A 25564-nucleotide genomic window follows, 5' to 3' on the forward strand; every position below is an offset into this window, starting at 1 on the left:
CCAGTCGACAAACCCCGCCCGAACGTCCGGGTCGCGTAGCGACCGCGCGACGTGCTCATGGGGAGGGCGGCGGGGGCTTTCCCTCGACACGCCACGCTGTGCCGGCCTCGCGAGAAGCTAAAGGACGCTAGCCGAACCGCCTGGAACCCGTCGACAAACCCGCCCGAACGTCCGGGTCGCGCAGCGACCGCGCGACGTGCTCATGGGGAAGACGGCGGGGGCTTTCCCGCGACACGCCCCGCTGTGCCGCGCTTGCGAAACACACCCACAGCTCGCTCACACAGCATCCATAAGGTTTGCAGGCAGGTTTATTCGACCTCGTCGGACCCCTCATTGACCCCTTCAAAGAGGAACGTCGACAGATAACGCTCGCCGGTATCCGGAAGCATCGCCAGAATCACCGCACCCTCTTGCGCCGTCTTCGCCACCTCCAGCGCAGCCGCCAGCGTCGCGCCAGCCGAAATGCCCACAAAGATGCCTTCCTTCTGCGCGAGCGCACGCGACGTATCGCGGGCAAGCACATCGTCCACGGGCACGATCCTGTCCGCCACGGAACGGTTGAGCACCGCGGGCACGAAGTCCGGCGTCCAGCCCTGAATCTTGTGCGGCTGCCACTCGGCGCCCGACAACAGCGCCGCGCCCGCAGGCTCGGTCGCAATGATCTTCACCTCCGGCCGCGCCACCTTCAGCACCTCGCCCACGCCAGTCAGCGTGCCGCCCGTACCCCAGCCCGTCACGAAGTAATCCAGCCGGCGTCCGGCGAAATCGCGCAGGATTTCCGGGGCAGTGGTGTTGCGGTGATAAGCCGGATTGGCCGGATTCTCGAACTGGCGCGCAAGAAACCAGCCGTGCTTCTCCGCAAGCTCCTTCGCCTTTGCGACCATGCCGCTGCCACGTGCCGCTGCCGGCGTGAGGACCACCCGGCCGCCATAGGCGCGGATGAGCTTGCGGCGCTCGATCGAGAAGGTTTCGCTCATGACGGCCACAAACGGATAGCCGCGCGCGGCACACACGGCCGCCAGCGCCACTCCCGTATTGCCCGAAGTGGCCTCCACCACCGTCTGCCCCGGCTTCAGCGCACCCGTGCGCTCCGCATCCAGAATGATGGCCAGCGCCAGGCGATCCTTCACCGAGCCGGCCGGATTGAAGGCTTCCACCTTGACGAAAATCTGGCAGTTGGCGGGCGCCAGACGGTGCAGGCGGACAACCGGCGTGTTGCCGATGGTGTCGAGAATGCTGTCGTAGATCATGGGTTAGCTCCGGACGGCCGTATGGACGGCTCATGATGCACCCCCGCGAGGCCGATGACGACCGCTTCCGTGGCTACAATAGGGAATGGCCATCTCCCAACCCTCCCGCAAGCCCCTCCCCATCGAAGTGCGCGGCAGCGCGAAGCAACCGCTCGGCATGAGCCCGGCGCAGTTTCTCCGCGACTACTGGCAAAAACGCCCGTTGCTGATCCGCAACGCGTTTCCCGACTTCGAGCCGCCCATTCAGCCCAACGACCTCGCCGGCCTGGCCTGTGAAGAGTCGGCGCTCGCACGCCTTATCTTTCACGATGAAAAGCGTGACCGCTGGACCGTGAAAACCGGCCCGTTTGCAGAGGAAGAGTTCGGCAAGACCCCGAAAAGCCACTGGACCCTGCTGGTTCAGGACGTGGACAAATGGGACGTCGACGTGGCGGCCCTGCTGGAATCGTTTGATTTCCTGCCCACCTGGCGCATGGACGACATCATGGTGTCGTACGCCGAAAACGGTGGCGGCGTCGGTGCGCACGTTGACCAGTACGACGTATTCCTTATTCAGGGCATTGGCGAGCGCCACTGGGCGATCAGCGATGATCCGGAAGCCCCGCTGGAATTTCGCAACGATGTGGAACTGAAGCAGCTCAAAGTCTTCGAGCCCACACACGAGTGGGTGCTTGAACCGGGCGACATGCTGTATCTGCCACCGGGCGTCCCTCACGACGGCGTGGCACTGGGCGACTGCATGACCCTCTCGGTCGGCATGCGCGCCCCCTCGCAGGCAGAGCTGACCGGCGATCTGGCCGACTTTCTCGCCGAGCGCATGCCCGAAGAGCTGCGCTATGCCGATCCGGACCTGACCCCGGCCAAACATGCGGGCGAGATCGACCTCTCCGCCATCAACCGCCTGCGCCAGGCCCTGCCCTTTGCCGTCGCACTGGATCGCGAGCTGCTGGCCGACTGGTTCGGCCGCTTCATCACCCGCTACCGCAATGCGCAGATGGCCGCCGCCCCGGCGAAGGCCACCACCCGCGCCGCCCTGGACAAGGCACTGGACGGCGGCGCGCGCATCCTGCGTCATCCGTACGCGCGTCTGGCCTGGGTGCGCCAGCGCAAGGGCGCCACACTCTATGTCAGCGGGCACGGCTATGCCTGCCCGGCCGACCTGGCGGAGCGTCTGTGCCAGCGCCGCATCCTGGACGAGGTGCCGGTCGCCGACCGCGAACTCGTGCTCACCCTCATCAATGACGGCCACCTGGCCGTTCAGAAGGGTCGCCGCCGTTGAGTGCCCCGGACGATGCCGCCCTGATCGCGCAGGATCGGGCCAGCCTCGCGCTGGCTTACCAGCGCGTGCTCGATCAGGCCCGGCATCGTCTGTGCATGTATCTGCCAATATTCGAGGCGGGGCTGCTGGATTCGGAAGATGCCCTCGCCGCGCTGCGTCGCATCGCCACCAGCGGGCGGCGCGCATCCATCCGCATCCTGACCCACGATGCGGCCCGCGCACTGCGCGAAACCCATCGCCTCATTCCATTGGCCCAGCGGCTGCCGTCGGTCATTCAAATACGCATGCCCACCGATGAAGACGACCTGCGGTACACAGGATCGTTTGTCACCGACCACGCCAGTGGCTTTCTGTTCAGGCCACAGGCCTCCCGCTTCGAGGCTCGCGGACACCTCGACGCTGCGGGCGAAGCCTCGCATTTACAGTCATATTTCGACGAAGTGTGGGATCGCTCGGAAGCCGCGTGGGAAATAAGACCACTTGGCATCTGAATGTGAATAGAAGTTGGCGCGACGCAGCACCGGGGGGCTATAATTAACGAATTCTTTGCCACCATCCATCCTCTTTCGATGGTCGGCAAGCCATTTCCCCGTGTGTGCCGGTGGTGACGTGAGCGCAAACCTGATCCGCGAGTTTTCTGAATCCTCCCAGCTCGCCGGCGGCAACGCCGACTACGTCGAGCAGATTTACGAGTCCTGGCTGGCTGACGCCGCCTCGGTCCCCACCGAATGGGACGCGTATTTCAAATCGTTCAAGGGCCGCGAGGCCGGCGACGTTCCCCACTCGGACGCCATCGCCCGCATCGAAGCCGCACAGCGCCAGCGCCGTACGGCAACCGTAGCCACCGCTCCCGGCGATGATGTCTACGCACAGAAACAGGCCGGCGTTCTCCGCCTGCTTACCGCTTATCGTTCGCGCGGCCATCTTGCCGCCGACCTCGATCCGCTCGGCCTCACCGTTCCTTCGGTGGATGCCCCGGATCTCGGCCTGGCTTTCCATGGCCTCAGCGAAGCCGATTTCGATACCGAATTTGACGCAGGCACCTTTGCCGGCGGCGGCCAGCGCCTGAAGCTGCGCGAGCTGCTGACTCGCCTGAAGAAGATCTACACCGGCACCGTCGGTGCCGAGTTCATGTACATCAGCGACCACGACCAGCGCCGCTGGATCTACTCGCGCCTGGAGAAGGCCGGTGGCAACCCGGGCCTGGATACGAAAGAAAAGGTCCGCGTCCTCGAAGCCCTGACGGCAGCCGAAGGCCTTGAGCGATACCTGCACACCAAGTACGTCGGCCAGAAGCGTTTCTCGCTGGAAGGCGGCGACAGCCTCATCCCGATGGTGGATGACGTGGTGCGCGCCGGTGGCGACAACGGCGTGAAGGAACTGGTCATCGGCATGGCCCACCGCGGCCGCCTGAACGTGCTGGTCAACATCCTTGGCAAGCCGCCCGGCCAGCTCTTCAATGAGTTTGAAGGCAAGTTCGAGCACGTGGACGACGCCATCCACTCCGGCGACGTGAAGTACCACATGGGCTTCTCGGCCGACGTCAAGACGCCCAAGGGTGGCGTGCACGTCGCGCTGGCGTTCAACCCGTCGCATCTGGAAATCGTCAATCCGGTGGTCGCAGGCTCCGTGCATGCGCGCCAGTGCCGCCGCGGCGACACCACCCACGACAAGTCCATCGCCATCCTGATCCACGGCGACGCCGCCTTCGCCGGTCAGGGCGTCGGCATGGAACTGATGCAGATGTCGCAGGCCCGTGGCTTTGCCATCGGTGGCACGCTGCATCTGGTGGTCAACAACCAGGTGGGCTTCACCACGTCCAAGCGCGATGACGCGCGTTCCACGCTGTACTGCACCGACCTGGCCAAGATGGTCAACGCCCCGGTCTTCCACGTGAATGGCGATGACCCGGAAGCCGTCATCCAGGTCACCCGCCTCGCCTATGAGTTCCGCAAGGAGTTCAAGAAGGACGTCGTGGTCGACCTGGTCTGCTACCGCCGCCACGGCCACAACGAGGCTGACGAACCGTCGGCCACGCAGCCGCTGATGTACCAGGTGATCCGCAAGCGTCCGACCACCCGTGATCTGTACGCGCAGCGCCTGGTCAAGGAATCGGCCATCGGTGCGGACGACGGCCAGAAGATGCTCGACGCTTATCGCGCACGCCTCGAAAAGGGCGAGCCGCTGATCGCGATCGACCCGAATCCGACCCGCGACATCCCCGTCGACTGGACGCGCTTCCAGAAGAACAAGCTGTCGATGGTGGTCAACACGGGCGTGCCGCGCACCGAGCTGGCGAAGATGCTCGACGTGCTGCTGGACATCCCGGCCGACGTCACACTGCACCCGCGTGTTGCGAAGATCTACGAAGACCGTCGCAAGATGGCTGCCGGCGAACTCCCGGGTGACTGGGGCTTCGCGGAAAACCTCGCCTACGCCACGCTGATCAACGAAGGCAACGACCTTCGCCTGGTGGGTCAGGATTCCGGCCGCGGCACGTTCTTCCATCGCCACGCCGTGCTGCACGACCAGAGCACCGACAACACGTTCATGCCGCTGTCGAACGTGCGCAAGGACGCCCGCGTCGAAATCGTCGACTCGCTGCTCAGCGAAGAAGCGGTCATGGCATTCGAGTACGGCGAATCCACCACCTCGCCCGACCAGCTCACCATCTGGGAAGGCCAGTTCGGTGACTTCGCCAACGGCGCCCAGGTCGTGATCGACCAGTTCATCAGCTCCGGCGAAGCGAAGTGGGACCGCCTGTGCGGCCTCACCCTCTTCCTGCCGCACGGCTACGAGGGCCAGGGTCCGGAGCATTCGTCCGCACGCCTTGAGCGCTTCCTCCAGCTGTGCGCGGTCGACAACATGCAGGTCTGCGTGCCGACCACCCCGGCGCAGGCGTTCCACATGATCCGTCGCCAGCAGGTGCGCCCGGTGCGCAAGCCGCTGATCGTGATGACGCCCAAGTCGCTGCTGCGCCACAAGCTGGCGGTGTCCTCGCTGGACGATCTGGCCAACGGCAGCTTCCAGCTGGTGATCCCGGAGCATCGCGACCTGGCCGCCAAGAAGGTCAAGCGCGTGGTGTTCTGCTCGGGCAAGGTCTATTACGACCTGCTGGAAGAAGCGACCAAGAGCGACATCAACGATGTGGCCATTGTCCGCGTCGAACAGCTCTATCCCTTCCCGCGCGCTGAAGTATCGGCCGAACTGGACAAGTACACCTCCGCGAAGGAAGTGATCTGGTGCCAGGAAGAGCCGATGAACCAGGGCGCATGGTTCCAGATTCGCCACCACCTCCAGGCCTGCATCAGCGCCAAGCACAGCCTCTCGTACGCGGGACGCGCCCGCTCGGCCGCACCGGCCGCAGGTCATCTCAATTCTCATGTCGCCGAACAGGCGGCGCTCGTCGAGCAAGCGCTCACGGCGCCCGTCGGCACCGATCACGCAGCGGAGTAAGACAAGCATGTCCATCGAAGTCAAAGTCCCGGTCCTGCCCGAGTCCGTCTCCGACGCTCTTATCGCCACGTGGCACAAGAAAGCCGGTGAAGCGGTCAAGCGCGACGAAAACCTTCTCGATCTTGAGACCGACAAAGTCGTGCTCGAAGTGCCGTCGCCGGTCGACGGTGTGCTGAAAGAAATCAAGTTCGCTGAAGGCTCCACGGTCGTCAGCTCGCAGGTCATCGCCGTGATCGAGGAAGGCGCCGCTGCTGCCGCCCCGGCCGCTGACGCGAAGACCGCCGAGGCTGCTGCGCCGGCCGCCGCGAAAACCGAAACCAAGTCGGCTCCGGCTGGCGTCGAAGACCTCTCCCCGGCTGGCCGTCGCGTGGCCACGGAAGAGAACATCGACCCATCGAAGGTCGCCGGCACCGGCCGCGATGGCCGCGTGACCAAGGAAGACCTGGTCAACTACGGCAAGGGTGGCGCCGCTGCTCCCGCCGCTTCGTCCGCGCCGGCTGCCAAGCCGACGCCGGGTTCGCGCCCGGAAGAGCGCGTGCCGATGACGCGTATCCGTACGCGCATCGCCGAGCGCCTGATGCAGTCGAAGAACTCCATCGCCATGCTCACCTCGTTCAACGAAGTGAACCTTGCCGAAGTGGTGAAGCTGCGCAAGTCGCTGGGCGAGCAGTTCGAGAAGGCCAACGGTGTGAAGCTGGGCTTCATGAGCTTCTTCGTCAAGGCTGCTACCGAAGCGCTGAAGCGCTACCCGGTCATCAACGCCTCGGTGGATGGCAGCGACATCATCTATCACGGTTACCAGGACATCTCGATCGCCGTGTCGACCGAGAAGGGCCTCGTCACCCCTGTGCTGCGCGACGTGCAGGACATGAGCTTCGCCGATGTCGAGAAGGGCATCATCGGTTACGCCAAGAAGGCGCGTGACGGCAAGCTCGGCCTGGACGACCTCCAGGGCGGCACGTTCACCATCACCAACGGCGGCACCTTCGGTTCGCTGCTGTCCACGCCCATCGTGAACCCGCCGCAGAGCGCGATCCTCGGCATGCACACGATCAAGGAGCGTCCGGTGGTCGAGAACGGCCAGATCGTTGCCGCGCCGATGATGTACATCGCACTCAGCTACGATCACCGCATCATCGACGGCCGCGACGCCGTGCTGTTCCTGGTGGACATCAAGAACCAGCTGGAAAATCCGCAGCGGATGCTCCTCGGCCTGTAAGGCCGGTCAGTTCCTCAGACGGGAGTCGGCAACGACTCCCGTTCTGGTGTTTTGACCCCCGATTTTCGACCCCACATACATCGGTATTCCCCTATACCGAAGCTTCCCGGAGTGATCATGAGCGACACATTCGACGTCATTGTCATCGGTGCAGGCCCCGCGGGTTACGTGGCAGCGATTCGCGCCGCGCAGCTGGGCCTCAAGACCGCCGTGGTCGACGCTTTCGTCGGCAAGGATGGCAAGCAGGCCCTCGGTGGCACCTGCCTCAACATCGGCTGCATCCCGTCCAAGGCCCTGCTCGATTCGTCCAAGCAGTTCCACAACCTGACGCACAACTTCGCCCTGCACGGCATCACTGCCGATAACCCGAAGATCGACATCCCGACCTTCACCGGTCGCAAGGACAAGATCGTCAAGCAGTTCACCGGCGGCGTGGCCCTGCTGTTCAAGGCCAACAAGATCACCTCGTTCTTCGGCAAGGGCAAGCTGCTGAAGGGCAACCAGGTGGAAGTCACCGGCAACGACGGCACGAAGCAGACCATCGCCGCGACCAACGTCATCCTCGCGTCGGGCTCCGTGCCCATCGAGCTGCCGTTCGCGAAGTTCGATGGCAAGCACATTGTGGACAACGCCGGCGCACTCGACTTCTCCGAAGTGCCCAAGCGCCTGGGCGTCATCGGCGCAGGCGTGATCGGCCTTGAGCTGGGCAGCGTCTGGAAGCGCCTGGGTTCGGAAGTCACCATCATCGAAGCACTGCCGGAATTCCTGGCAGCTGCCGACACCGACATCGCCAAGACGGCTGCGCGTGAATTCGCCAAGCAGGGTCTGGACATCAAGCTCAACGCCAAGCTGTCCAAGGCCGAGATCAAGGGTGACGAAGTCCACCTCACCTACAACAGCGAGAAGGACGGCGAGCAGTCGCTGGTCGTCGACAAGCTGCTGGTAGCCGTGGGTCGCCGCGCCTATACCGACGGCCTGCTGGCCGACGACACAGGTGTGAAGGTCGATGAGCGCGGCCGCATCGTGGTCGATGAGCATTGCCACACCGGCGTGGATGGCGTGTGGGCCATTGGCGATGCCGTCCGCGGCCCGATGCTTGCGCACAAGGGTTCCGAAGAAGGCGTTGCCGTTGCCGAGCTTATCGCTGGCAAGCCGGGCCACGTGAATCTCGACATGGTGCCGTGGGTCATCTACACGGAGCCGGAGATTTCCTGGGTCGGCAAGACCGAAAAGCAGCTCAAGGACGAAGGCGTGCCGTACAAGACCGGCTCGTTCCCGTTCGCTGCCAACGGCCGCGCGGTCGCCATGAACGAAGGCGTCGGCATGGTCAAGGTCATTGCCCACGCTGAAACCGACCGCATCCTCGGCGTTCACATGGTCGGCCCGGTCGTTTCGGAGCTGATCCACGAAGCCGTGGTCGCCATGGAGTTCAAGGGCTCGTCGGAAGATCTGGCCCGCATCGTTCACGCTCACCCGGCCCTGTCCGAAGTGGTGCACGAAGCGGCGCTGGCCGTCGACAAGCGCGCCATTCACAAGAGCAACTGATCGCCCTTGTGACACGAAAGCCCGTCCATGTTCTGCATGGGCGGGCTTCTTCTTTTGAGGTATCACGGAGTATCCATGCGCAACATCAAGTCCCTGTGCGTCTACTGCGGTTCCAACAGCGGCACGCACCCCGAATACGCCGAACAGGCTGCTGCCTTTGGCAAGCGCCTCGCCGATGAGGGCATCGCTCTGGTTTACGGCGGTGGCAAGGTGGGGTTGATGGGCGTCGTCGCCGATGCCGTGCTTGCGGCCGGTGGTCGTGTGATCGGCGTGATTCCGCGCCAGCTGGTGGAAAAGGAAGTGGCCCACCAGGGCCTGACCGAAATCCACGTGGTCGAGACCATGCATCAGCGCAAGACGCGCATGTATGAGCTGTCCGACGCATTTGTCGCCCTGCCCGGCGGCTTCGGCACGATGGACGAAATGTTTGAAATGCTGACGTGGGCCCAGCTCGGCCTGCACACCTTCCCCTGCGCGTTCCTCGACGTACGCGGCTTCTACACGCATGTGGCCGCTACCATGGACCACATGGTCGCCGAGGGTTTCGTGCGGGCAGAACAGCGTGAAGGCGTGTGGTTTGGCCCGTCCATTGATGCGCTGTTCGACTGGATGAAGTCCTATGAATCGACCTATGCGCCGAAGTGGATCACGTCAAACACGGTCGGGGCGTAAGGCTCCTGACCCACGTAAATACCCGCCAGCGCACGGATTGAGCCATTAAGCATTGATGTACGGGCGGGTCACAGTAGAATGGCCCCTCGCTACAGGGGTGTCGCCCGGGCGTTGGACCCAAGGTGTTCCGCGCGGCGACACGGCACACGAAGTCAGCCCACTGATGGGCGGCGAAGAATAACTGACGGGCTCAGGCCCGGGGGAAAGTATGGCGCGTATCCTGATCGTCGACGATTCGCCGTCGCAGTTGCTTGGCATCAAGCGAATTGTCGAGAAACTGGGACATGAGGCCGTCACGGCCGAAGACGGCGCCGCAGGTGTCGAAGCGGCGAAGCGCGAGCTTCCCGACCTCATTCTCATGGACGTGGTCATGCCGAACCTCAACGGGTTTCAGGCAACGCGTACCATCAGCAAGGAAGCCACCACCGCGCACATCCCCATCGTCCTGGTCACCACCAAGGATCAGGACACCGACAAGGTGTGGGGCCTGCGTCAGGGCGCCAAGGCGTATGTGGTCAAGCCGATCAAGGAAGAAGAACTGATCCGCACCCTGAAGGAACTGCTGCCGGCCTGATGGCCCGCAGCCAACGGGGCTCGCCGCAAGGGCCAGCCCCGTCCGCCTCGCATCAGCGACGCGGGTCGAAATCCGGAAACGCGTCCTTCAGTTCTTCGAACGCCGCCTTTTCCTCGTGCGTGTCGGCGACCGGCACGCGGATTTCCAGCATCACGATCTGATCGCCCGGCTCCGAACCCGGCAATCCACGCCCCTTCAGACGCAGCTTGCGGCCCGACTGCGAGCCCGCCGGAATGCGCAGGTCAACGTGCCCACCCAGCGTCGGCACCGGCACCGTGGCACCCAGAGCAGCCTCCCAGGGGGAAATGGGTAGCGTATGCAGCACCGTGCGGCCTTCCAGACGGAAGCGTGCGTCGTCGCGGATGCCCACTTCCAGCAACAGGTCACCCGACGGTCCACCCCCCGAGCCCTGATGTCCCTGCCCGCCCAAGCGGATGACCTGGCCGGACTGGATGCCTGCCGGGATCTTCACTTCCAGCACGCGCTCGCCACCGGCCGAATCGTTGAGCACCACCCGGGTCTTGCCGCCGTTGTAGGCCGTTTGCAGGTCGGTTTCGATACGGGCCTGAATGTCACGACCGCGACGCGGCTGGGCCTGCCCGCGCGCGCCCGCGCCGCGACCGCCGCCAAACAGGCTTTCAAAGAAGTCACTGAAGTCGCCGCCACCGCCGCCACCGCCGCCAAAATCGAAGCCCTGGCCCTGCTGCTGGCCCCAGCCCGGCGGCGGACGGAACTGCTCGCCGGAGCGATAGCCGCCAGCACGTACCTGATCGTACGCACGGCGCTTTTCGGGGTCCTTCAGGACCTCGTTCGCTTCGTTGATGGTTTTGAATTTCTCTTCCGCCCCGGCTTCCTTGTTTTTGTCGGGGTGGTATTTGCGCGCAAGCTTGCGGTACGCCGACTTGATCTCGGCATCCGTCGCTTCAGGCTTCACGCCCAGCGCATCGTAGTAATCCTTGAACTCCACAGGCTCTCCCGGGCTTGTGTCACACCATCAGAAACAGAAACACCCGCGGCGAAACAGCTTCGCCGCGGGTCAGGTCAACCAAGATAAGGCATTCAGCCCGCGGCGTTAATCGAAATTCGACGCGGAGCGGGTTCCGCCTTCCTCGGAATGGCGATTTCGAGCACGCCGTGCTTGCCCGTGGCCGTGATGCCCTCGGCATCCACGCCCTCCGGCAGGGCAAAGCGGCGGTGGAATGTACCGTATGAACGCTCGATGCGGCTCAATTTGCCGGATTCATCGGCTACCGCAGCAGGACGCTCACCCTTGATGGTGAGGACGTTCTTGTCCATCTGGATGTCGATGGTGGCCGGATCGACGCCCGGGATGTCGGCCAGGATCAGGAAACGACCGGCCTCTTCGCGAATGTCGACGCGGGGCGCCCACGACGGGTTGGCCTGCGCGGCGGGCGCTGCCTCTTCCTGGCTGAAGAAACGGTCGAACACCTGGCGGATATCGCCCGGAAGGACCTGCGCGTGGCGCCACGAAGCCTGACGAGAATGACTCATCGCATTGTCTCCAAAAGATTTTCCGGTCCCACGACCGTCTGCAAAACAAGATTGGTTCGCCGCGCCACGATTCAAGGGAGCGCCTTCGTGCGCATGTGATTGGTTGCCTTTCCTTCAGCCACACGGGCGGCCTACACTCGACGCATTTCCACCCAACCGATGAGTACCCCATGACGATCCAGACCGGCGACCGTATTCCGGACGCAGTACTGAACATCTTCGACGATGGCGTGAAGCAGGTTTCCAGCAGGGAGTTGTTCGACGGCCGCAAGGTGGTGCTGTTTGCGGTGCCGGGCGCGTTCACGCCCACCTGCTCCAACCGCCACCTGCCCGGCTTCGTTACCCATCGCGAAGACTTCCGTGAGCGCGGCATTGATGTGCTGTGCATGTCGGTCAACGATGCATTCGTGATGCATGCGTGGGGTGAGTCGCAGGGCGTGCCCGAGGACCTGGTGATGCTGGCCGATGGCAATGCCGAGTTCACCCGCGCACTTGGGCTGGAGCTTGATGGCAGCAAGCACGGCATGGGCGTGCGCGCGAAGCGCTTCGCACTTTATGCAGAAGACGGCGTGGTAAAGGTGCTGAACATCGAAGCGCCCGGTGAGTTCCGCATTTCCGATGCAGAGACGATGCTGGCCGCCGTAGCCGACTGAGCTGCGTGAGTGACATTGAAAAGGCCCGGCATTTGCATGCCGGGCCTTTTGTTTTCATCTGCGAAGCCGCTTATTCCTGCGGCTCGCCGTCCGTCGATGTGTCCTCTGCCGCTGCGTCGAAGGTGCTGTCTTCGACAGCCTCTGACGGGTTTGCCACGACATCTGCACCCGCCTCGACATCCGCCTCCACTTCCTCGTCGGCATCCAGACGCACAACACTGACCAGCGTCTCGTCCTTCGGCAGGCGGATCAATGTGACGCCCTGGGTGTTGCGACCCAGCTGCGAGACTTCTGCAACGCGCGTGCGCACCAGCGTGCCCTGATCGGAGATCAGCATCAGCTCCTGCGAATCACCCACCTGGGTGGCCGCCACAAGGTTGCCGTTGCGCTCCGAGCACTGGATGGCGATGACGCCCTGCGTGCCACGCCCCTTCTTCGGGAATTCGCTCAGCACCGTGCGCTTGCCGTAGCCACGCGCCGTGGCCGTGAGAATGTCGCCCTCGGCGGCCACGATCAGCGAAACCACTTCCGCATCGTCAGCCAGACGCATGCCGCGCACACCCGTGGCCGTACGGCCCATGGAGCGAACGGTGTCTTCATCAAAGCGAACCGACTTGCCGTTGGAGGCAAACAGCAGCACGTCGCTCTTGCCGTCAGTGAGCGCCACATTGACCAGCGCATCACCCTCATCGAGGTTGATGGCGATCTTGCCCTTCTGTAGCTGGAACGCGAACTCGGTAAGCGGCGTCTTCTTGACCGTACCGCGACGCGTGGCGAAGAACACGAAGCTGTCTTCGGTGTATTCACGCACCGGCAGCACGGCCTGGACCTTTTCACCCTCGCCCAGCGGCAACAGGTTGACGATGGGCTTGCCACGCGCGCCCGGGCCCGCTTCAGGCATCTGGTACACCTTCAGCCAGTACACGCGGCCCGTGCTGGTGAAGGTCAGCAGCGTGTCGTGCGTGTTGACCACCCACAGCTGCTCGACGACGTCTTCGTCTTTCAGTGCCGACGCCGAACGACCCTTGCCACCACGCTTCTGCGCGCGGTACAGGCTGGCCGCCTGACGCTTGACGTAGCCGGTGTGCGACAGCGTGACAACCACGTCTTCCGGAGCGATCAGGTCCAGCGCATGCAGATCTTCCTGCGAATGCAGGATCTCGGTGCGACGCGCGTCGCCGTAATCGGTACGGATCTGTTCCAGCTCGCCGCGGATCACTTCAAGCAGACGCACGGGGTTCTCAAGGATTTCGATGAGGCCGCGGATCGTTTCGAGAATCTGGCGGTATTCGTCGGAAAGGCGATCCTGCTCCAGACCCGTGAGGCGATGCAGACGCATGGCCAGAATTTCGAGCGCCTGTGCTTCGGACAGCTGATAGCCATCCGCATGCAGACCGTCGCGCGGGTCCATTTCTTCCGGACGCGACGAGGCTGCGCCCGCGGCCGACAGCAACGCGCTGACCAGACCCGGATCCCAGCGACGCTGCGTGATGCGTTCACGTGCTTCTGCCGGCGAGGCCGAGGTCTTGATGAGCTCGATCATCTCGTCGATGTTGGCCAGCGCAACGGTCAGGCCTTCGAGGATATGCGCGCGGGCACGTGCCTTGCGCAGCTCGAAGATGGTGCGGCGCGTGACCACTTCACGGCGGTGACGGATGAACGCCTCAAGGATGTCCTTGAGGTTGAGCAGACGCGGCTGGCCATCCAGCAGTGCCACCATGTTGATGCCGAACGTGACCTGCAGCTGGGTCTGCTGGAACAGGTTGTTCAGCACCACATCACCCATCGCATCGCGACGGATTTCGATGACGACGCGCATGCCGTCCTTGTCGGACTCATCGCGCAGGGCACTGATGCCTTCGAGTTTCTTTTCCTTCACCAGCTCGGCGATCTTCTCGATCAGGCGAGCCTTGTTCACCTGATAGGGAAGCTCGTGAACGATGATGGTTTCGCGACCGTTGGCCTCGGTTTCGATCTCGGCGCGTGCGCGGACCAGAATGCGGCCGCGGCCCGTGCGATAGGCTTCGATGATGCCCGACGAACCATTGATGATGCCGCAGGTCGGGAAATCCGGACCCGGGATGAAGGTCATCAGGTCATCAATGCTGAGCGAGGGCTCATCAATGAGCGCAAGCGTCGCATTGATGACTTCGGTCATGTTGTGCGGCGGAATGTTGGTGGCCATGCCCACCGCGATACCGGCCGAGCCATTGACCAGCAGGTTAGGCACGCGGGTGGGAAGCACCAGCGGCTCGTGCTCGCTTTCGTCGTAGTTGGGACCGAAGTCGACGGTTTCCTTGTCGATGTCGGCCAGCAGCTCGTGCGTGAGGCGCGCCATGCGCACCTCGGTATATCGCATGGCTGCGGCGCTGTCGCCATCGACGGAACCGAAGTTACCCTGGCCATCCACCAGCATGTAGCGCAGCGAGAACGGCTGGGCCATGCGGACGATGGTGTCGTAAACGGACGCGTCACCGTGCGGGTGATATTTACCGATGACGTCACCGACCACGCGGGCCGATTTCTTGTACGGCTTGTTCCAGACGTTGCCGAGCTCGTTCATCGCGAACAGGACGCGTCGGTGCACCGGCTTCAATCCGTCGCGCACATCGGGTAGTGCGCGTCCCACGATCACGCTCATGGCGTAATCGAGGTAGCTCTGGCGCATCTCGTCTTCGATGTTGACGCGGATGATTTCTTTGGCGAGTTCTGCCATCAATCGGCTTCCCTTAAGTCCATGAATGACCCCCCGGGCCACGCGGATCGCGTGATCTGGTCGGAGGGTCCACGCAAGCGATCAATAGTACCACAAAGCCGCCTTTTAAGACAGTCTTTTGTGCTTTATAAACAACAACTTACGCGGGGGTTTTGGTGCCCCTGAAAAGCAGCGTGCGCGCGAGGCCATAATTGGCGATGGCACCGGCCAGCGAGCCTGCTGCCACGGCGACCACGGGCCAGGGTTTCAACGACGGAATGCCCTGCAGCAGCGCCACGTAAACGCCATTGTTGAGCACGGCGCCCAGAGCCATCAGCCCCATCCAGCGCAGCCACTCAGCCTGCGCGCCCATGCCGCTGTCGCGCCCCTTGAACGTATGCCGGCTGTTCCACCACCACGTGGAGGTCGCGGCGGCCAGGAAGGAGACCGCACGCGCCGCGTAGACATTCCAGTGCGCCAGGCTGACCAGCGATTGCGCGATGCCGCCGTCCACGACGAAGCCGATGAGGCCACCCGCCGCGAAAAGGAGGATTTCGCGCCCGATCCGCATCAGCCGAAGAGTGCGCGCATCTGGGTTTCGTCCGGTCGCAGGATCACGCCGCGCTCGGTGACAATGGCGTCGATAAGCGCGGCCGGGGTGACATCGAACACAGGGTTCCACGCATCGGCACCTTCGATCACCGTGCGCGTGCCCGCCACGGACAGGAGCTCGGTCGCTTCGCGAAGTTCGATCTCGATGTCTTCACCGGTTTCGGTCGCCATGTCGACCGTGGTGGACGGAGCCACGACCATGAACTTCACGCCGTGATGGCGCGCCGCAATGGCCAGCTGATAGGTGCCGATCTTGTTGGCCGTGTCGCCATTGGCGGCAATGCGATCCGCACCCACGATCACCCACTTCACCTGACCATGCTTCATCAGGTGCGACGCGGCGGAGTCGGCGACGAGTTTCGCGGGAATGCCATCACGCACCAGCTCCCACATGGTGAGACGCGCGCCCTGCAACCAGGGGCGCGTTTCACCCGCATAGACCTGGCTGACGCGGCCCGCTTCCACGGCTGCGCGAATCACACCCAGCGCGGTGCCGTAGCCGGCCGTGGCCAGCGAACCGGTATTGCAATGAGTCAGCACGTGGGAGCCCGGCTCGATCAGCGCAGCGCCGAGTTCACCCATGCGACGATTGGCAGCCAGGTCTTCGTCCTGGATAGCCTGAGCTTCACGCTCCAGCGCAGCGGCGTCAGCCTCTTCGGCGATGCGCGCACGCATGCGATCCAGCGCCCACATCAGGTTGACCGCCGTGGGTCGTGCGGCGCGCAGCGTGACGAGCACAGGTTCCAGCGGAATACCGGCTTTTGCTGCGAGCACAACGCCCCAGGCCGCAGCGATGCCGATGGCCGGCGCGCCGCGAACAGCCAGCACGCGGATGGCGTCAGTCACTTCGTCGGCGGTGGTGCAGTTGAACCAGCGCTCTTCAAAGGGAAGTAGCCGCTGATCCAGCAGCGCAAGGTGATCGCCATGCCATTGCACGGCGCGAATGGTGTCGTGAGAAGCGTGTTCGTTCATCCCCGCATTATCGCGCAAATCCCGGGATGGGTGCGGGATGTGACGGCAAGGGCCTTGCGAGTGCCTGAAACGAAGGGGCGCGGTCTGGAGCCGCTCTTTCCGGCAAAGTCTGGCGGTTAGCCTTGCAGCCGGGCAAGCCCGCGCCGGCGTTACCGCTCGGCCAGCCACTCATGAATGGCCGGAGGCACTTCACGCTGCGCGCGACCGGACACATAGATGCCGATGTGCCCGCCCTTGAAGGCAATGGCGGTGTAGTCGTCGCTGCCAATCAACTCACCCATCGGCCGCGACGCTGCCGGCGGAACCAGGTGGTCCTGTTCGGCAAAAATATTGAGCACTGGCTGATGAATGTCGCCCAGGTCGATGGTGCGCTGGCCAATCGTCGCGGTGCCTTTCATCAAACGGTTCTGCTGGAAGAAGTCCTTCGCAAACTGCCGGAACGCCTCGCCCGCCTGGTCGGGGGAATCGAAGATCCACTTCTCCATGCGCAGGAAGTTCTCGACCTCCTTCGGGTTATCCAGGATGTCGACAAGACCCACATATTTCTGCTGATTGAGGCGCACAGGCTTCAGTGTGAGGTAGGCCCAGTTCATGATGTCGGCAGGCACATTGCCCACCGTGTCCACGAACAGGTCGATGTCCACGCCACGCGTCCAGTGCGAAAGCATATTGTCTGGCGTATGGAAGTCGACGGGCGTCACCATCGTGATGAGGTTGCGCACCTTGTGCCCGTGCAAAGCCGTGTAGCAAAGCGAGAACACGCCACCCTGACAGATGCCCAGCAGGTTGATCGCCTCCAGATCATGGCGCGTGCGCACCACGTCCACGCAGCGATCCAGATAGCCGTCTATATAGTCTTCCAGCGTCAACCATCGATCTGCCCCATCGGGGTAACCCCAATCGATGAGATAAACATCCTCGCCCTGCTCCAACAGATTGCGCACCATGGAGCGATCCGCCTGAAGGTCGATCATCCAGGGCGTGTTGACCAGTGCGTAGCAGATCAGGATCGGCACTTTGGCAGTGGGCTTCTTCTCGCCAAGGAAGTGCCAGAGCGTGAGCTTGTCTTCGCGATACACCGCTTCGCGAGGCGTCACGCCCAACTCGATGGGGCCAACCTCGCGCAGCGTTTGCATGCCCGATTCGAGCTTGCGACGGAAGGTTTCGACTTCATCGCGCGCGCGCTGCGGGTCAATGTTGAAAGGATTGGGATTCACTTCCCGGCCTTTTTTGTTGCTGGCTTGCGCGGCGCCGACTTCTTCGCCGCAGGTGCGGCTGCTGCCGCACGCAAAGCGGCCACTTCGGCACGCAATTGCCGGACTTCCTCGGCGAGGCCACTCATGTGCCTGACTTCGCGACGCATCGCCTGAAGGCGTTCACCCATGCTGTCCACTTCCTTGCGCGTGGGCATGCCCATCTGCTGGGCCAGCTTTTCTACCTGGCGCTGTTGCAGCACTTTCAGCCGCATCTGTGCATTGACCACAGCGGCATACACTTCACGGAATTCATCCGAGAGGGCGGCCTGAGCGTGAGCCTGCTCTGCCAGGTTGACCCAACGGTCGTAGAGGGCGCGCAATGTTTCCGGGTCCGAAGGAGTGCCCATCGGACCCTGCGCCTTGAGTGCTTCGACAGCGCGTTCATGCACGCGACCCAGCAGTGCCTGATAACGCGCGTAATGTTCCGCATAATCCAGCGCCGCACGCAGCAGAGCCTGCTGTTCCTCGTGCTGCTCACGCCCCACGCCGAGGCCGGGCATGCCCAGCGCATCGCGGGCGCTTTTCAGCCACTCTTCAAAGCGCTGGGTGATGACTTCGGGTGAGTCGCCCAGCGGGGGCGCGGCAAACGGGGGAAAACCACCCATGCCCGCGGCCATACCGGGACCCGCGCCCTGCGGCATGCCGCTGAACGGGCCGCCGCCGGCCATGGAGCGCAGCCACTCGCCATAGCCGTCCAGACCGCCAAACAGACGCCCCATCGCCTCGCTGCCAGGCAGTTCGGCCCCGGGGCCTTTTTGCATCTGGCGTGACCAGGCATCCCAGCCCTCGCGAACGAAGTGCTGATACTGATCGACGAAATCGGGGCCCTTCTCCGACATGTGCTTACGATCCAAAGTGTGGGTTGCCTGGATGATCCTACATGGCCCCTGCCCTGCAATCACGCAAGGAGCCACAAAAACGCGAAGCCCGGCATCTCGCGATGCCGGGCTCCGGAGCTACACAGTGGTCCTCAAGGATCAGCTGGCGGCGTTTTCATCTTCGGTAACAGCCTTCATCGACAGGCGGATGCGGCCCTGCTTGTCAACTTCCAGCACCTTCACCTTGACGATGTCGCCTTCCTTGAGCTTGTCCGAGACCTTCTCGACACGCTCGCTGGAGATCTGCGACACGTGAACCAGACCGTCCTTGCCCGGCATGATCGTCACAAATGCACCGAAGTCCATCAGCTTGGCGACCTTGCCCTCGTAGATGCGACCCGGCTCGACGTCGGAGACGATCTGCTCGATGCGCTTACGGGCGGCTTCAGCGGCTTCACGGTTGACCGAGGCGATAACGACGTTGCCGTCGTCCGTGATGTCGATCGTGGTGCCGGTCTCTTCCGTGATGGAGCGGATGGTTGCGCCGCCCTTGCCGATCACTTCGCGGATCTTGTCCGGGTGGATCTTGATCGTGAGCAGGCGCGGTGCGAACTCGCTCATTTCCGAGCGGGCTTCAGTGATGCACTTGGCCATTTCGCCGAGGATGTGCAGGCGACCACGCTTGGCCTGGGCCAGCGCCGTGCGCATGATTTCTTCGGTGATGCCGTCGATCTTGATGTCCATCTGCAGCGCGGACACGCCATCAGCAGTACCGGCCACCTTGAAGTCCATGTCACCGAGGTGATCTTCGTCACCCAGGATGTCGGAGAGCACGACGAAGTCGTTGCCTTCCTTGACCAGACCCATGGCGATACCGGCAACCGGCGACTTCAGCGGAACGCCCGCGTCCATCATGGCCAGCGAGGAACCGCAGACCGAGGCCATCGACGAGGAACCGTTCGACTCGGTGATTTCCGAGACGACGCGAACGACGTACGGGAACTCTTCGATCGTCGGCTTGACAGCCTGCACGCCGCGCTTGGCGAGACGGCCATGACCGATTTCGCGACGCTTCGGGCTACCAACGCGACCGGTTTCGCCCACCGAGAACGGGGGGAAGTTGTAGTGGAACAGGAACGTGTCCTTCCACTCGCCTTCCGGCGCGTCGATGATCTGCGAGTCACGGGTGGTGCCGAGCGTGGCAACGACCAGCGCCTGGGTTTCGCCGCGGGTGAACAGCGCCGAGCCGTGCGTGCGCGGCAGGACGCCGACGCGGACGGAGATCGGACGCACGTCGTCCAGCTGACGGCCGTCGATGCGGATCTTGGTAGCCAGGACGCCGTCACGCAGCGTGCGGTACTCAACTTCAGCAAAGGCAGCGCCGATGTCGCCATCGGTCCAGCCATTGGCTTCGGACTGGGCAGCCAGCGCGGCCTTCACTTCGGTCTTCAGCGCACCGACGACGTCGCGACGGGCCAGCTTGTCGCGGATCTGGAAGGCTTCGACGAAGCGGTTGCCGACAGCCGCCTTGACGGCGTCGTACAGCGCGGTCTTGGCAGCCGGAGCTTCCCACTTGAAGGTCTTCTGACCGGCTTCGGCGACGAAAGCATTGATCGTGTTGATCGCGGCCTGCATCTGCTCGTGGCCGAACACCACGGCGCCGAGCATCACCTCTTCGCTGAGCAGCTTGGCTTCGGACTCGACCATCAGCACCGCACCGGAGGTGCCGGCGACGACGAGGTCGAGGTCCGAGGTCTTCAGCTGGGTGGCCGTCGGGTTCAGGATGTACTGACCCGCAGCGTAACCGACGCGGGCAGCGCCGATCGGACCCTTGAAGGGAACGCCAGCCAGGGCCATGGCGGCCGAGGCACCGAGGAGCGCCGGGATGTCACCGTCGACTTCCGGGTTCAGCGACATGACGGTCGCAATCACCTGGATTTCGTTGCGGAATTCTTCCGGGAACAGCGGACGAAGCGGACGATCAATCAGACGCGAGGTAAGCGTCTCCTTCTCCGTCGGACGGCCTTCACGCTTGAAGAAGCCACCCGGGATGCGACCTGCGGAGTAGAACTTCTCCTGGTAGTCGACCGTGAGCGGGAAGAAGTCCTGGCCTTCGCGCGCCTTGGGGGCTGCGACAACCGTGACCAGGACGACAGTGCCGCCCATGCTGACCATCACTGCGCCGGACGCCTGGCGGGCAATTTCGCCCGTCTCCAGTGTGACTTCGTGACTACCGTACTGGAATGACTTGGTTACTTTCGCCACTTTGATCTCCTCGGTTCTGTTGCTTAGCGGCGCAGGCCGAGGCGTTCGATCAGGCTCTGATAACGACCCAGATCGTTTTTCTTCAGGTATGCGAGAAGGGACTTGCGCTTGTTGACCATTTCCAGCAGACCACGACGCGAGTGGTGATCCTGCTTGTGATCCTTGAAATGGTCCTGCAGACCCGTGATCTTGGCGGAAAGCAGAGCGACCTGGACTTCGGTCGAACCGGTGTCGTTGGGCTTGCGACCAAATTCTTCGACGATCTTGCTGGACTGTTCAGCGGTGAGCGACATGTGTATCGATTCCTTAAAAGCAGGTGCGAAGCTTGCGCAACCTCAGCACGGGGATGAAGTTGCGCAAGCTTCGCTTTTGAGTGAAAAGCATGTAACGAGCAAACTATTGTAACGGTGTGACCACCACCGCAACAAGCCCGTCACGACAAGCGGTTAGGAGGTCTCAATCGGCGGGCAGGTTGAAGCCCCGGCTCACTTTGAGCAATCCCTCATCCGAAATGTCTGCCAATGCCATGAGACGACCGTCCGAACCCCACGCCGCGCAGCGTCCGCGCACGTGGGTGGACGGAAGCGGCACCGGCTGGCCAAAGGCCAGAATGCGGGACTGCTCAGGGTCCAGGTCGATACGGGGGATGTGCTCAAGGCCAGCAGAAATGGGCAATATCGCGGCCTCCAGCGCATCGGGGCCGGTTTCGGCCACCCCTATCAGGTCATCCAGCGTGACCATCCGGGGCGTCATGAAGGGTTCGACCCACAGCCGGCGAAGGCCCGTCAGGTGAGCGCCGCATCCCAGGTGCTCACCCAGGTCCACGGCCAGACTGCGCACATACGTACCTGAACCGCATTCCACGAAAAGGCGCAGGGTGTCGCCGTCCCGGCTGATGACCTCCAGCCGGTAAACGTCCACCTCACGGGCAGGCACATCCACAACTTCGCCACGGCGAGCACGGACATACAGCGGCACGCCGTCCTGCTTGATGGCCGAATAGGCGGGCGGAATCTGCACGATATGACCACGCAGCGGCGCCAGCGCGGCCTCAATGGCTGCATCGTCCAGCGCAGGCACGGGTCGGGTTTCGACCACATCGCCTTCCAGGTCCGCCGTGGTCGTGGTCACGCCCAGGCGCACCTGCGCCTCATAGGCCTTGCGCGAACCCAGCAGCCAGCCTGCAATTTTGGTCGCCTCGCCGAAGCACAGCGGCAGCAAGCCGGTCGCCAGGGGATCGAGACTGCCCGTGTGACCGCCCTTGGCGGCGCCCACAAGTCGCCGCGCCGTCTGCAATGCCTGGTTGGAACTCAGGCCAAGCGGCTTGTCGAGAAGAAGGATGCCGTGAATGTCACGAAAGGTTCGACGGGACATGGGTACCTGAAAACAGGGCGGACCCGCCCTGCCGTAATGCTGAAGATGAGACGAAGAGCGCTTACTGCTCTTCGTCGTCCTGCTTGATGACCGGGCCACCATCGCGCAGAAGAAGCTCGATGCGCTCGCCCTTGTCGACCGAATCGTCGTACTTGAAGCGAAGCTCGGGCACACGACGCAGCCGCATGACCTTGGACAGGGCATGACGGAACTCCGGACCCAGAAGCTTCAGGCCCTTGACGGCCTCGGCGGAACGTTCCGGCTGCAATGCGGTGATCCACACGGTCGCCCAGTCCAGTTCACGGGTTACTTCAACGTCGGACACGCTGACCGACGGGAGGTGATGGTCGCGCACGGCGGCATGCACCAGAAGACCGATCTCGCGGCGAAGTTCGGCCGAAACGCGATCGGTACGCTTGAAATCACGGGATGGCATAACGCCTCCTCAAAAAGTAACGCCGCCCCTGTCGGGGCGGCGTCTGTCGCTGTTACAGCGTGCGGGCGACTTCGATGCGCTCGAAGCACTCGATCTGATCGCCGGCCTTGACGTCGTTGTACTGCTTGACGGCGATACCGCATTCCATGCCGTTGCGTACTTCGTCCACCAGTTCCTTGAAGCGACGCAGCGATTCCAGTTCACCCTGGAAGACCACAACGTTGTCGCGGAGCACGCGGATCGGCTTGTTGCGCTTGACCACGCCCTCGACAACCATGCAGCCCGCGACCGCGCCGAACTTGGAGCTGCGGAACACTTCGCGAACCTGCGCCACGCCGATGATCTCTTCGCGCACTTCCATGCCCAGAAGGCCGGAAGCGGCCTGCTTCACCTGGTCGATGACGTCATAGATGATCGAGAAGTAGCGGACATCGAGGCCGTGGGTATCAATGACCTTGCGTGCCGAAGCATCCGCACGGACGTTGAAGCCGATGATGAGGGCCTTGGATGCGGAAGCCAGCGTGGCCTCCGATTCCGTGATGCCGCCCACGCCGGACGCGATGACGTTGACCTTCACCAGATCGTTGCCGATCTGGGTCAGCGAATCGCGCAGCGCTTCCACCGAGCCCTGGACGTCTGCCTTGACCACGATGTTGAGGGTCTGCTGGCCTTCACCCTGGCCCATCTGCGCCATGATGTCTTCGAGACGGTTGGTCTTGCTGACCATGCGCGTTTCGCGACGCTTCTGCTGACGCTCCTGAGCCACCTGGCGAGCCAGGCGCTCGTCTTCCACGGCCACGAAGTCGTCACCCGACTCCGGCACGCCGGAAAGACCCAGCACCTGCACGGGGATGGACGGACCTGCTTCGTTGACCTGCTTACCGGTTTCGTCGATCAGCGCACGCATGCGGCCGTATTCCACGCCGCACACCACAAAGTCGCCCTTCTTGAGGGTGCCCTGCTGCACAAGAACCGTGGCCACGGGACCGCGACCGCGATCAAGGCTGGATTCGATGACCACGCCCGAAGCGCGGCCATCGGCCACGGCGCGCAGTTCCATGATTTCAGCCTGGATGGAGATCGTGTCCAGCAGGTTGTCGATGCCGTCGCCCGTCTTGGCGGAGACCGGCACGAACGGCGTGTCGCCGCCCCAGTCTTCCGGCACGACTTCCAGCTGCACAAGACCCTGCTTGACGTTGTCCGGGTTGGCGTCGGCCTTGTCCATCTTGTTGACCGCAACAATCAGCGGCACCTTGGCGGCGCGCGCATGCTGCACGGCTTCGATGGTCTGCGGCATGACGCCGTCATCGGCAGCGACAACCAGCACCACGATATCCGTGGACTGCGCACCGCGGGCACGCATCGACGTAAACGCCGCATGGCCCGGGGTGTCGAGGAACGTGATGACGCCCTTGGGCGTTTCCACGTGGTACGCACCGATGTGCTGGGTGATGCCGCCGGCTTCGCCGGAAGCAACCTTTGCGCGACGGATGTAATCAAGCAGCGAGGTCTTGCCGTGATCGACGTGACCCATGATCGTGACCACCGGCGGACGCACGACCTTCTCGCCCTCAAGCTCGGCGGCCTGAGTCTGCGACTGGAGCGTGGTCTCGGCATCGTCAGCGGCGGCGCGAACCGGGTTGTGACCCAGCTCTTCCACCACCAGCGACGCGGTGTCGAAATCAATGACCTGGTTGATCGTGGCCATGACGCCCATCTTGAAGAGCGTCTTGACGACTTCAGCGCCCTTCACGGCCATCTTCTGAGCGAGATCAACGATGACGTTGTTATCGCCGATCACCACATCACGCACGACCGCGGCCGTGGGACGGGAGAAACCGTGCGGACCCGACGGGGCGCCGCCGCCACGGGGCGAATCCATGCGACCACGGACCTTGTTGCCACCGCCACGACGATTGTTGCTGGAGCGGCGTGCGCGATCGGCATCGGACAGATGCAGTTCGCCACCGGCAAAGCGCTTGCCACCCGCTTCGCGATCGCTGCTGCGGCCGCCGCCGGCGTTGTTGCCGCCGCCACCGCCGCCATGCTTCGGACGTGCGTTGCCGCGCGTGTCGTTGGCCGCAGCCACTGCACCCGGAGCCGGACGCGCCGCCGGAGCAGCCGGACGCGCAGCGGCAGGAGCCGGTGCGGGAGCCGGTGCCGGCGGGGGCGGCGGCGGAGCGGGTGCCGGAGCGGGCTTGGCGACGATGCGCTCGCGCTTACGCGGTTCGTGAATCGTCGGCAGGATCATGCCGAGCTTGCGGGTGTCGAGCTTGGCCGTGACATGCCCCGGACCATCGTCCGTGGACGTGGCGGCCGGAGTAGCCGGAGTAGCGCTGGCGGTCGTGCTGCCAGCCTGGGCGGCAGCCGCCGCTTCAGCTGCTGCGCGGGCCTGCGCTGCGGCAGCCTCGGCTTCCGCCTGGCGACGCGCTTCCTCGGCAGCGGCTTCCTTGCGGCGAGCCTCTTCCTCGGCATCGCGACGAGCCTGCTCAGCCTGACGCTGCTCAGCTTCTTCGCGACGTGCGGCTTCCTCACGCTCGCGCTGCTCGTTGGCCTCAGCCAACTGACGCGCGGATTCGTCGTGCTCGGATTCTGGCGCGCCCGCATCGTTTTCGATGGTGCCGCGCTTTACATAGGTACGCTTGGTACGGACTTCCACATTCACCGTCTTGGCAGCGCCAGCTCCGCGACCGGTACCCGAGCTGACTTTCAGCTCGCCTACGGTGCGGCGCTTGAGCGTGATCTGACGCGGGCTGGAATCATCCATTTCGGGAGAAGCCTCGCCTTTGCCATGCGTACGACGAAGGAAGCCCAGCAACTTCACCTTTTCGGTGCTGCTGATGACCTGACCTTCGTCGGAAAAATTCATTCCGGCCTCGCCAAGCTGACCAAGCAGCTTGTCGACCGGCATACCCAGAACCTGGGCGAGCTGTTTAATTGTGACGTCCGACATCTATATTTCTCCGCCGTTCCCGC

General features: G+C 63.4%; 21 protein-coding genes. 8 read left to right on the forward strand and 13 right to left on the reverse strand.

Going from position 1 to position 25564, the window contains the following annotated elements; all coding sequences use genetic code 11:
- Positions 1-308: 308 nt before the first annotated feature.
- Entirely contained in the window at positions 309-1250 is a 942-nt protein-coding gene (gene cysK, locus FHW69_RS06790; RefSeq protein ID WP_183422318.1) for a cysteine synthase A, read from the reverse strand.
- An 85-nt stretch (positions 1251-1335) separates the two neighbouring features.
- Between cysK and FHW69_RS06795 the strand changes: the two genes are divergently transcribed.
- The 7 genes from FHW69_RS06795 to pilH all read left to right on the forward strand — a co-directional run bounded on the left by FHW69_RS06795 (position 1336) and on the right by pilH (position 9995).
- Positions 1336-2529 (forward strand): cupin domain-containing protein, encoded by a 1194-nt coding sequence (locus FHW69_RS06795; protein ID WP_183422319.1) that lies wholly within the window; start codon positions 1336-1338, stop codon positions 2527-2529.
- The gene (locus FHW69_RS06800) at positions 2526-3020 is read left to right on the forward strand and encodes a hypothetical protein (protein WP_183422320.1); all 495 of its coding nucleotides are present in this window, start codon (positions 2526-2528) and stop codon (positions 3018-3020) included. The genes FHW69_RS06795 and FHW69_RS06800 overlap by 4 nt, the downstream gene beginning before the upstream one ends.
- Before the next feature lie 118 nt (positions 3021-3138).
- Positions 3139-5985, forward strand: coding sequence for a 2-oxoglutarate dehydrogenase E1 component (locus tag FHW69_RS06805; RefSeq protein ID WP_183422321.1), 2847 nt, complete (start codon positions 3139-3141; stop codon positions 5983-5985).
- A 7-nt stretch (positions 5986-5992) separates the two neighbouring features.
- The gene (odhB, locus tag FHW69_RS06810; RefSeq protein WP_183422322.1) at positions 5993-7204 is read left to right on the forward strand and encodes a 2-oxoglutarate dehydrogenase complex dihydrolipoyllysine-residue succinyltransferase; all 1212 of its coding nucleotides are present in this window, start codon (positions 5993-5995) and stop codon (positions 7202-7204) included.
- 117 nt (positions 7205-7321) lie between these two features.
- Entirely contained in the window at positions 7322-8749 is a 1428-nt protein-coding gene (gene lpdA / locus FHW69_RS06815) for a dihydrolipoyl dehydrogenase (RefSeq protein ID WP_183422323.1), read from the forward strand.
- A gap of 75 nt (positions 8750-8824) precedes the next feature.
- Complete coding sequence (locus tag FHW69_RS06820) at positions 8825-9421, forward strand: TIGR00730 family Rossman fold protein (protein WP_183422324.1); 597 nt, start codon at positions 8825-8827, stop codon at positions 9419-9421.
- Positions 9422-9629: 208 nt separating this feature from the next.
- A complete protein-coding gene (gene pilH, locus FHW69_RS06825; RefSeq protein WP_183422325.1) occupies positions 9630-9995 on the forward strand; it encodes a twitching motility response regulator PilH in 366 nt (121 codons plus the stop codon).
- Positions 9996-10047: 52 nt separating this feature from the next.
- On the opposite strand, the gene FHW69_RS06830 is transcribed toward pilH, so the two are convergent.
- A complete protein-coding gene (locus tag FHW69_RS06830) occupies positions 10048-10962 on the reverse strand; it encodes a DnaJ C-terminal domain-containing protein (protein ID WP_183422326.1) in 915 nt (304 codons plus the stop codon).
- Positions 10963-11054: 92 nt separating this feature from the next.
- On the reverse strand, positions 11055-11507 hold the full coding sequence (locus FHW69_RS06835) for an Hsp20/alpha crystallin family protein (RefSeq protein WP_183422327.1): 453 nt from the start codon (positions 11505-11507) through the stop codon (positions 11055-11057).
- A 170-nt stretch (positions 11508-11677) separates the two neighbouring features.
- Between FHW69_RS06835 and FHW69_RS06840 the strand changes: the two genes are divergently transcribed.
- On the forward strand, positions 11678-12160 hold the full coding sequence (locus tag FHW69_RS06840; RefSeq protein WP_183422328.1) for a peroxiredoxin: 483 nt from the start codon (positions 11678-11680) through the stop codon (positions 12158-12160).
- 70 nt (positions 12161-12230) lie between these two features.
- On the opposite strand, the gene gyrA is transcribed toward FHW69_RS06840, so the two are convergent.
- From gyrA to infB, 10 genes are all read right to left on the reverse strand, one after another.
- Positions 12231-14876: a DNA gyrase subunit A gene (gene gyrA, locus FHW69_RS06845; protein WP_183422329.1), complete on the reverse strand. Its 2646-nt coding sequence runs from the start codon at positions 14874-14876 to the stop codon at positions 12231-12233.
- Positions 14877-15015: 139 nt separating this feature from the next.
- Positions 15016-15426 carry a GtrA family protein gene (locus FHW69_RS06850; RefSeq protein WP_183422330.1) on the reverse strand — a complete coding sequence of 137 codons (411 nt, stop codon included), beginning with the start codon at positions 15424-15426 and terminating at the stop codon, positions 15016-15018.
- Positions 15426-16457 carry an S-methyl-5-thioribose-1-phosphate isomerase gene (gene mtnA, locus FHW69_RS06855; protein WP_183422331.1) on the reverse strand — a complete coding sequence of 344 codons (1032 nt, stop codon included), beginning with the start codon at positions 16455-16457 and terminating at the stop codon, positions 15426-15428. The genes FHW69_RS06850 and mtnA overlap by 1 nt, the downstream gene beginning before the upstream one ends.
- A gap of 131 nt (positions 16458-16588) precedes the next feature.
- A complete protein-coding gene (gene phaC / locus FHW69_RS06860) occupies positions 16589-17656 on the reverse strand; it encodes a class III poly(R)-hydroxyalkanoic acid synthase subunit PhaC (protein WP_183422332.1) in 1068 nt (355 codons plus the stop codon).
- A complete protein-coding gene (locus FHW69_RS06865) occupies positions 17653-18534 on the reverse strand; it encodes a poly(R)-hydroxyalkanoic acid synthase subunit PhaE (protein WP_183422333.1) in 882 nt (293 codons plus the stop codon). Before FHW69_RS06865 ends, phaC begins: the two co-directional genes overlap by 4 nt.
- 138 nt (positions 18535-18672) lie before the next feature.
- On the reverse strand, positions 18673-20778 hold the full coding sequence (gene pnp, locus FHW69_RS06870) for a polyribonucleotide nucleotidyltransferase (protein WP_183422334.1): 2106 nt from the start codon (positions 20776-20778) through the stop codon (positions 18673-18675).
- 23 nt (positions 20779-20801) lie between these two features.
- Entirely contained in the window at positions 20802-21071 is a 270-nt protein-coding gene (rpsO, locus tag FHW69_RS06875; protein WP_183422335.1) for a 30S ribosomal protein S15, read from the reverse strand.
- Between the two features lie 163 nt (positions 21072-21234).
- A complete protein-coding gene (gene truB / locus FHW69_RS06880) occupies positions 21235-22152 on the reverse strand; it encodes a tRNA pseudouridine(55) synthase TruB (RefSeq protein ID WP_183422336.1) in 918 nt (305 codons plus the stop codon).
- A gap of 61 nt (positions 22153-22213) precedes the next feature.
- Positions 22214-22588, reverse strand: coding sequence for a 30S ribosome-binding factor RbfA (gene rbfA, locus FHW69_RS06885; protein WP_183422337.1), 375 nt, complete (start codon positions 22586-22588; stop codon positions 22214-22216).
- A gap of 52 nt (positions 22589-22640) precedes the next feature.
- Positions 22641-25541: a translation initiation factor IF-2 gene (infB, locus tag FHW69_RS06890; RefSeq protein WP_255494699.1), complete on the reverse strand. Its 2901-nt coding sequence runs from the start codon at positions 25539-25541 to the stop codon at positions 22641-22643.
- Between the last annotated feature and the right edge of the window lie 23 nt (positions 25542-25564).

The organism is Luteibacter sp. Sphag1AF, assembly GCF_014192715.1.
Lineage (GTDB): Bacteria > Pseudomonadota > Gammaproteobacteria > Xanthomonadales > Rhodanobacteraceae > Luteibacter.

Coding starts and splice junctions, on each gene's coding strand:
- infB (WP_255494699.1), bottom strand. CDS start 25,541: ATGTCGGACGTCACAATTAAACAGCTCGCCCAGGTTCTGGGTATGCCG.
- FHW69_RS06820 (WP_183422324.1), top strand. CDS start 8,825: ATGCGCAACATCAAGTCCCTGTGCGTCTACTGCGGTTCCAACAGCGGC.
- rbfA (WP_183422337.1), bottom strand. CDS start 22,588: ATGCCATCCCGTGATTTCAAGCGTACCGATCGCGTTTCGGCCGAACTT.
- truB (WP_183422336.1), bottom strand. CDS start 22,152: ATGTCCCGTCGAACCTTTCGTGACATTCACGGCATCCTTCTTCTCGAC.
- pilH (WP_183422325.1), top strand. CDS start 9,630: ATGGCGCGTATCCTGATCGTCGACGATTCGCCGTCGCAGTTGCTTGGC.
- gyrA (WP_183422329.1), bottom strand. CDS start 14,876: ATGGCAGAACTCGCCAAAGAAATCATCCGCGTCAACATCGAAGACGAG.
- odhB (WP_183422322.1), top strand. CDS start 5,993: ATGTCCATCGAAGTCAAAGTCCCGGTCCTGCCCGAGTCCGTCTCCGAC.
- FHW69_RS06865 (WP_183422333.1), bottom strand. CDS start 18,534: ATGTCGGAGAAGGGCCCCGATTTCGTCGATCAGTATCAGCACTTCGTT.
- FHW69_RS06850 (WP_183422330.1), bottom strand. CDS start 15,426: ATGCGGATCGGGCGCGAAATCCTCCTTTTCGCGGCGGGTGGCCTCATC.
- rpsO (WP_183422335.1), bottom strand. CDS start 21,071: ATGTCGCTCACCGCTGAACAGTCCAGCAAGATCGTCGAAGAATTTGGT.
- lpdA (WP_183422323.1), top strand. CDS start 7,322: ATGAGCGACACATTCGACGTCATTGTCATCGGTGCAGGCCCCGCGGGT.
- cysK (WP_183422318.1), bottom strand. CDS start 1,250: ATGATCTACGACAGCATTCTCGACACCATCGGCAACACGCCGGTTGTC.
- FHW69_RS06795 (WP_183422319.1), top strand. CDS start 1,336: ATGGCCATCTCCCAACCCTCCCGCAAGCCCCTCCCCATCGAAGTGCGC.
- FHW69_RS06835 (WP_183422327.1), bottom strand. CDS start 11,507: ATGAGTCATTCTCGTCAGGCTTCGTGGCGCCACGCGCAGGTCCTTCCG.
- FHW69_RS06840 (WP_183422328.1), top strand. CDS start 11,678: ATGACGATCCAGACCGGCGACCGTATTCCGGACGCAGTACTGAACATC.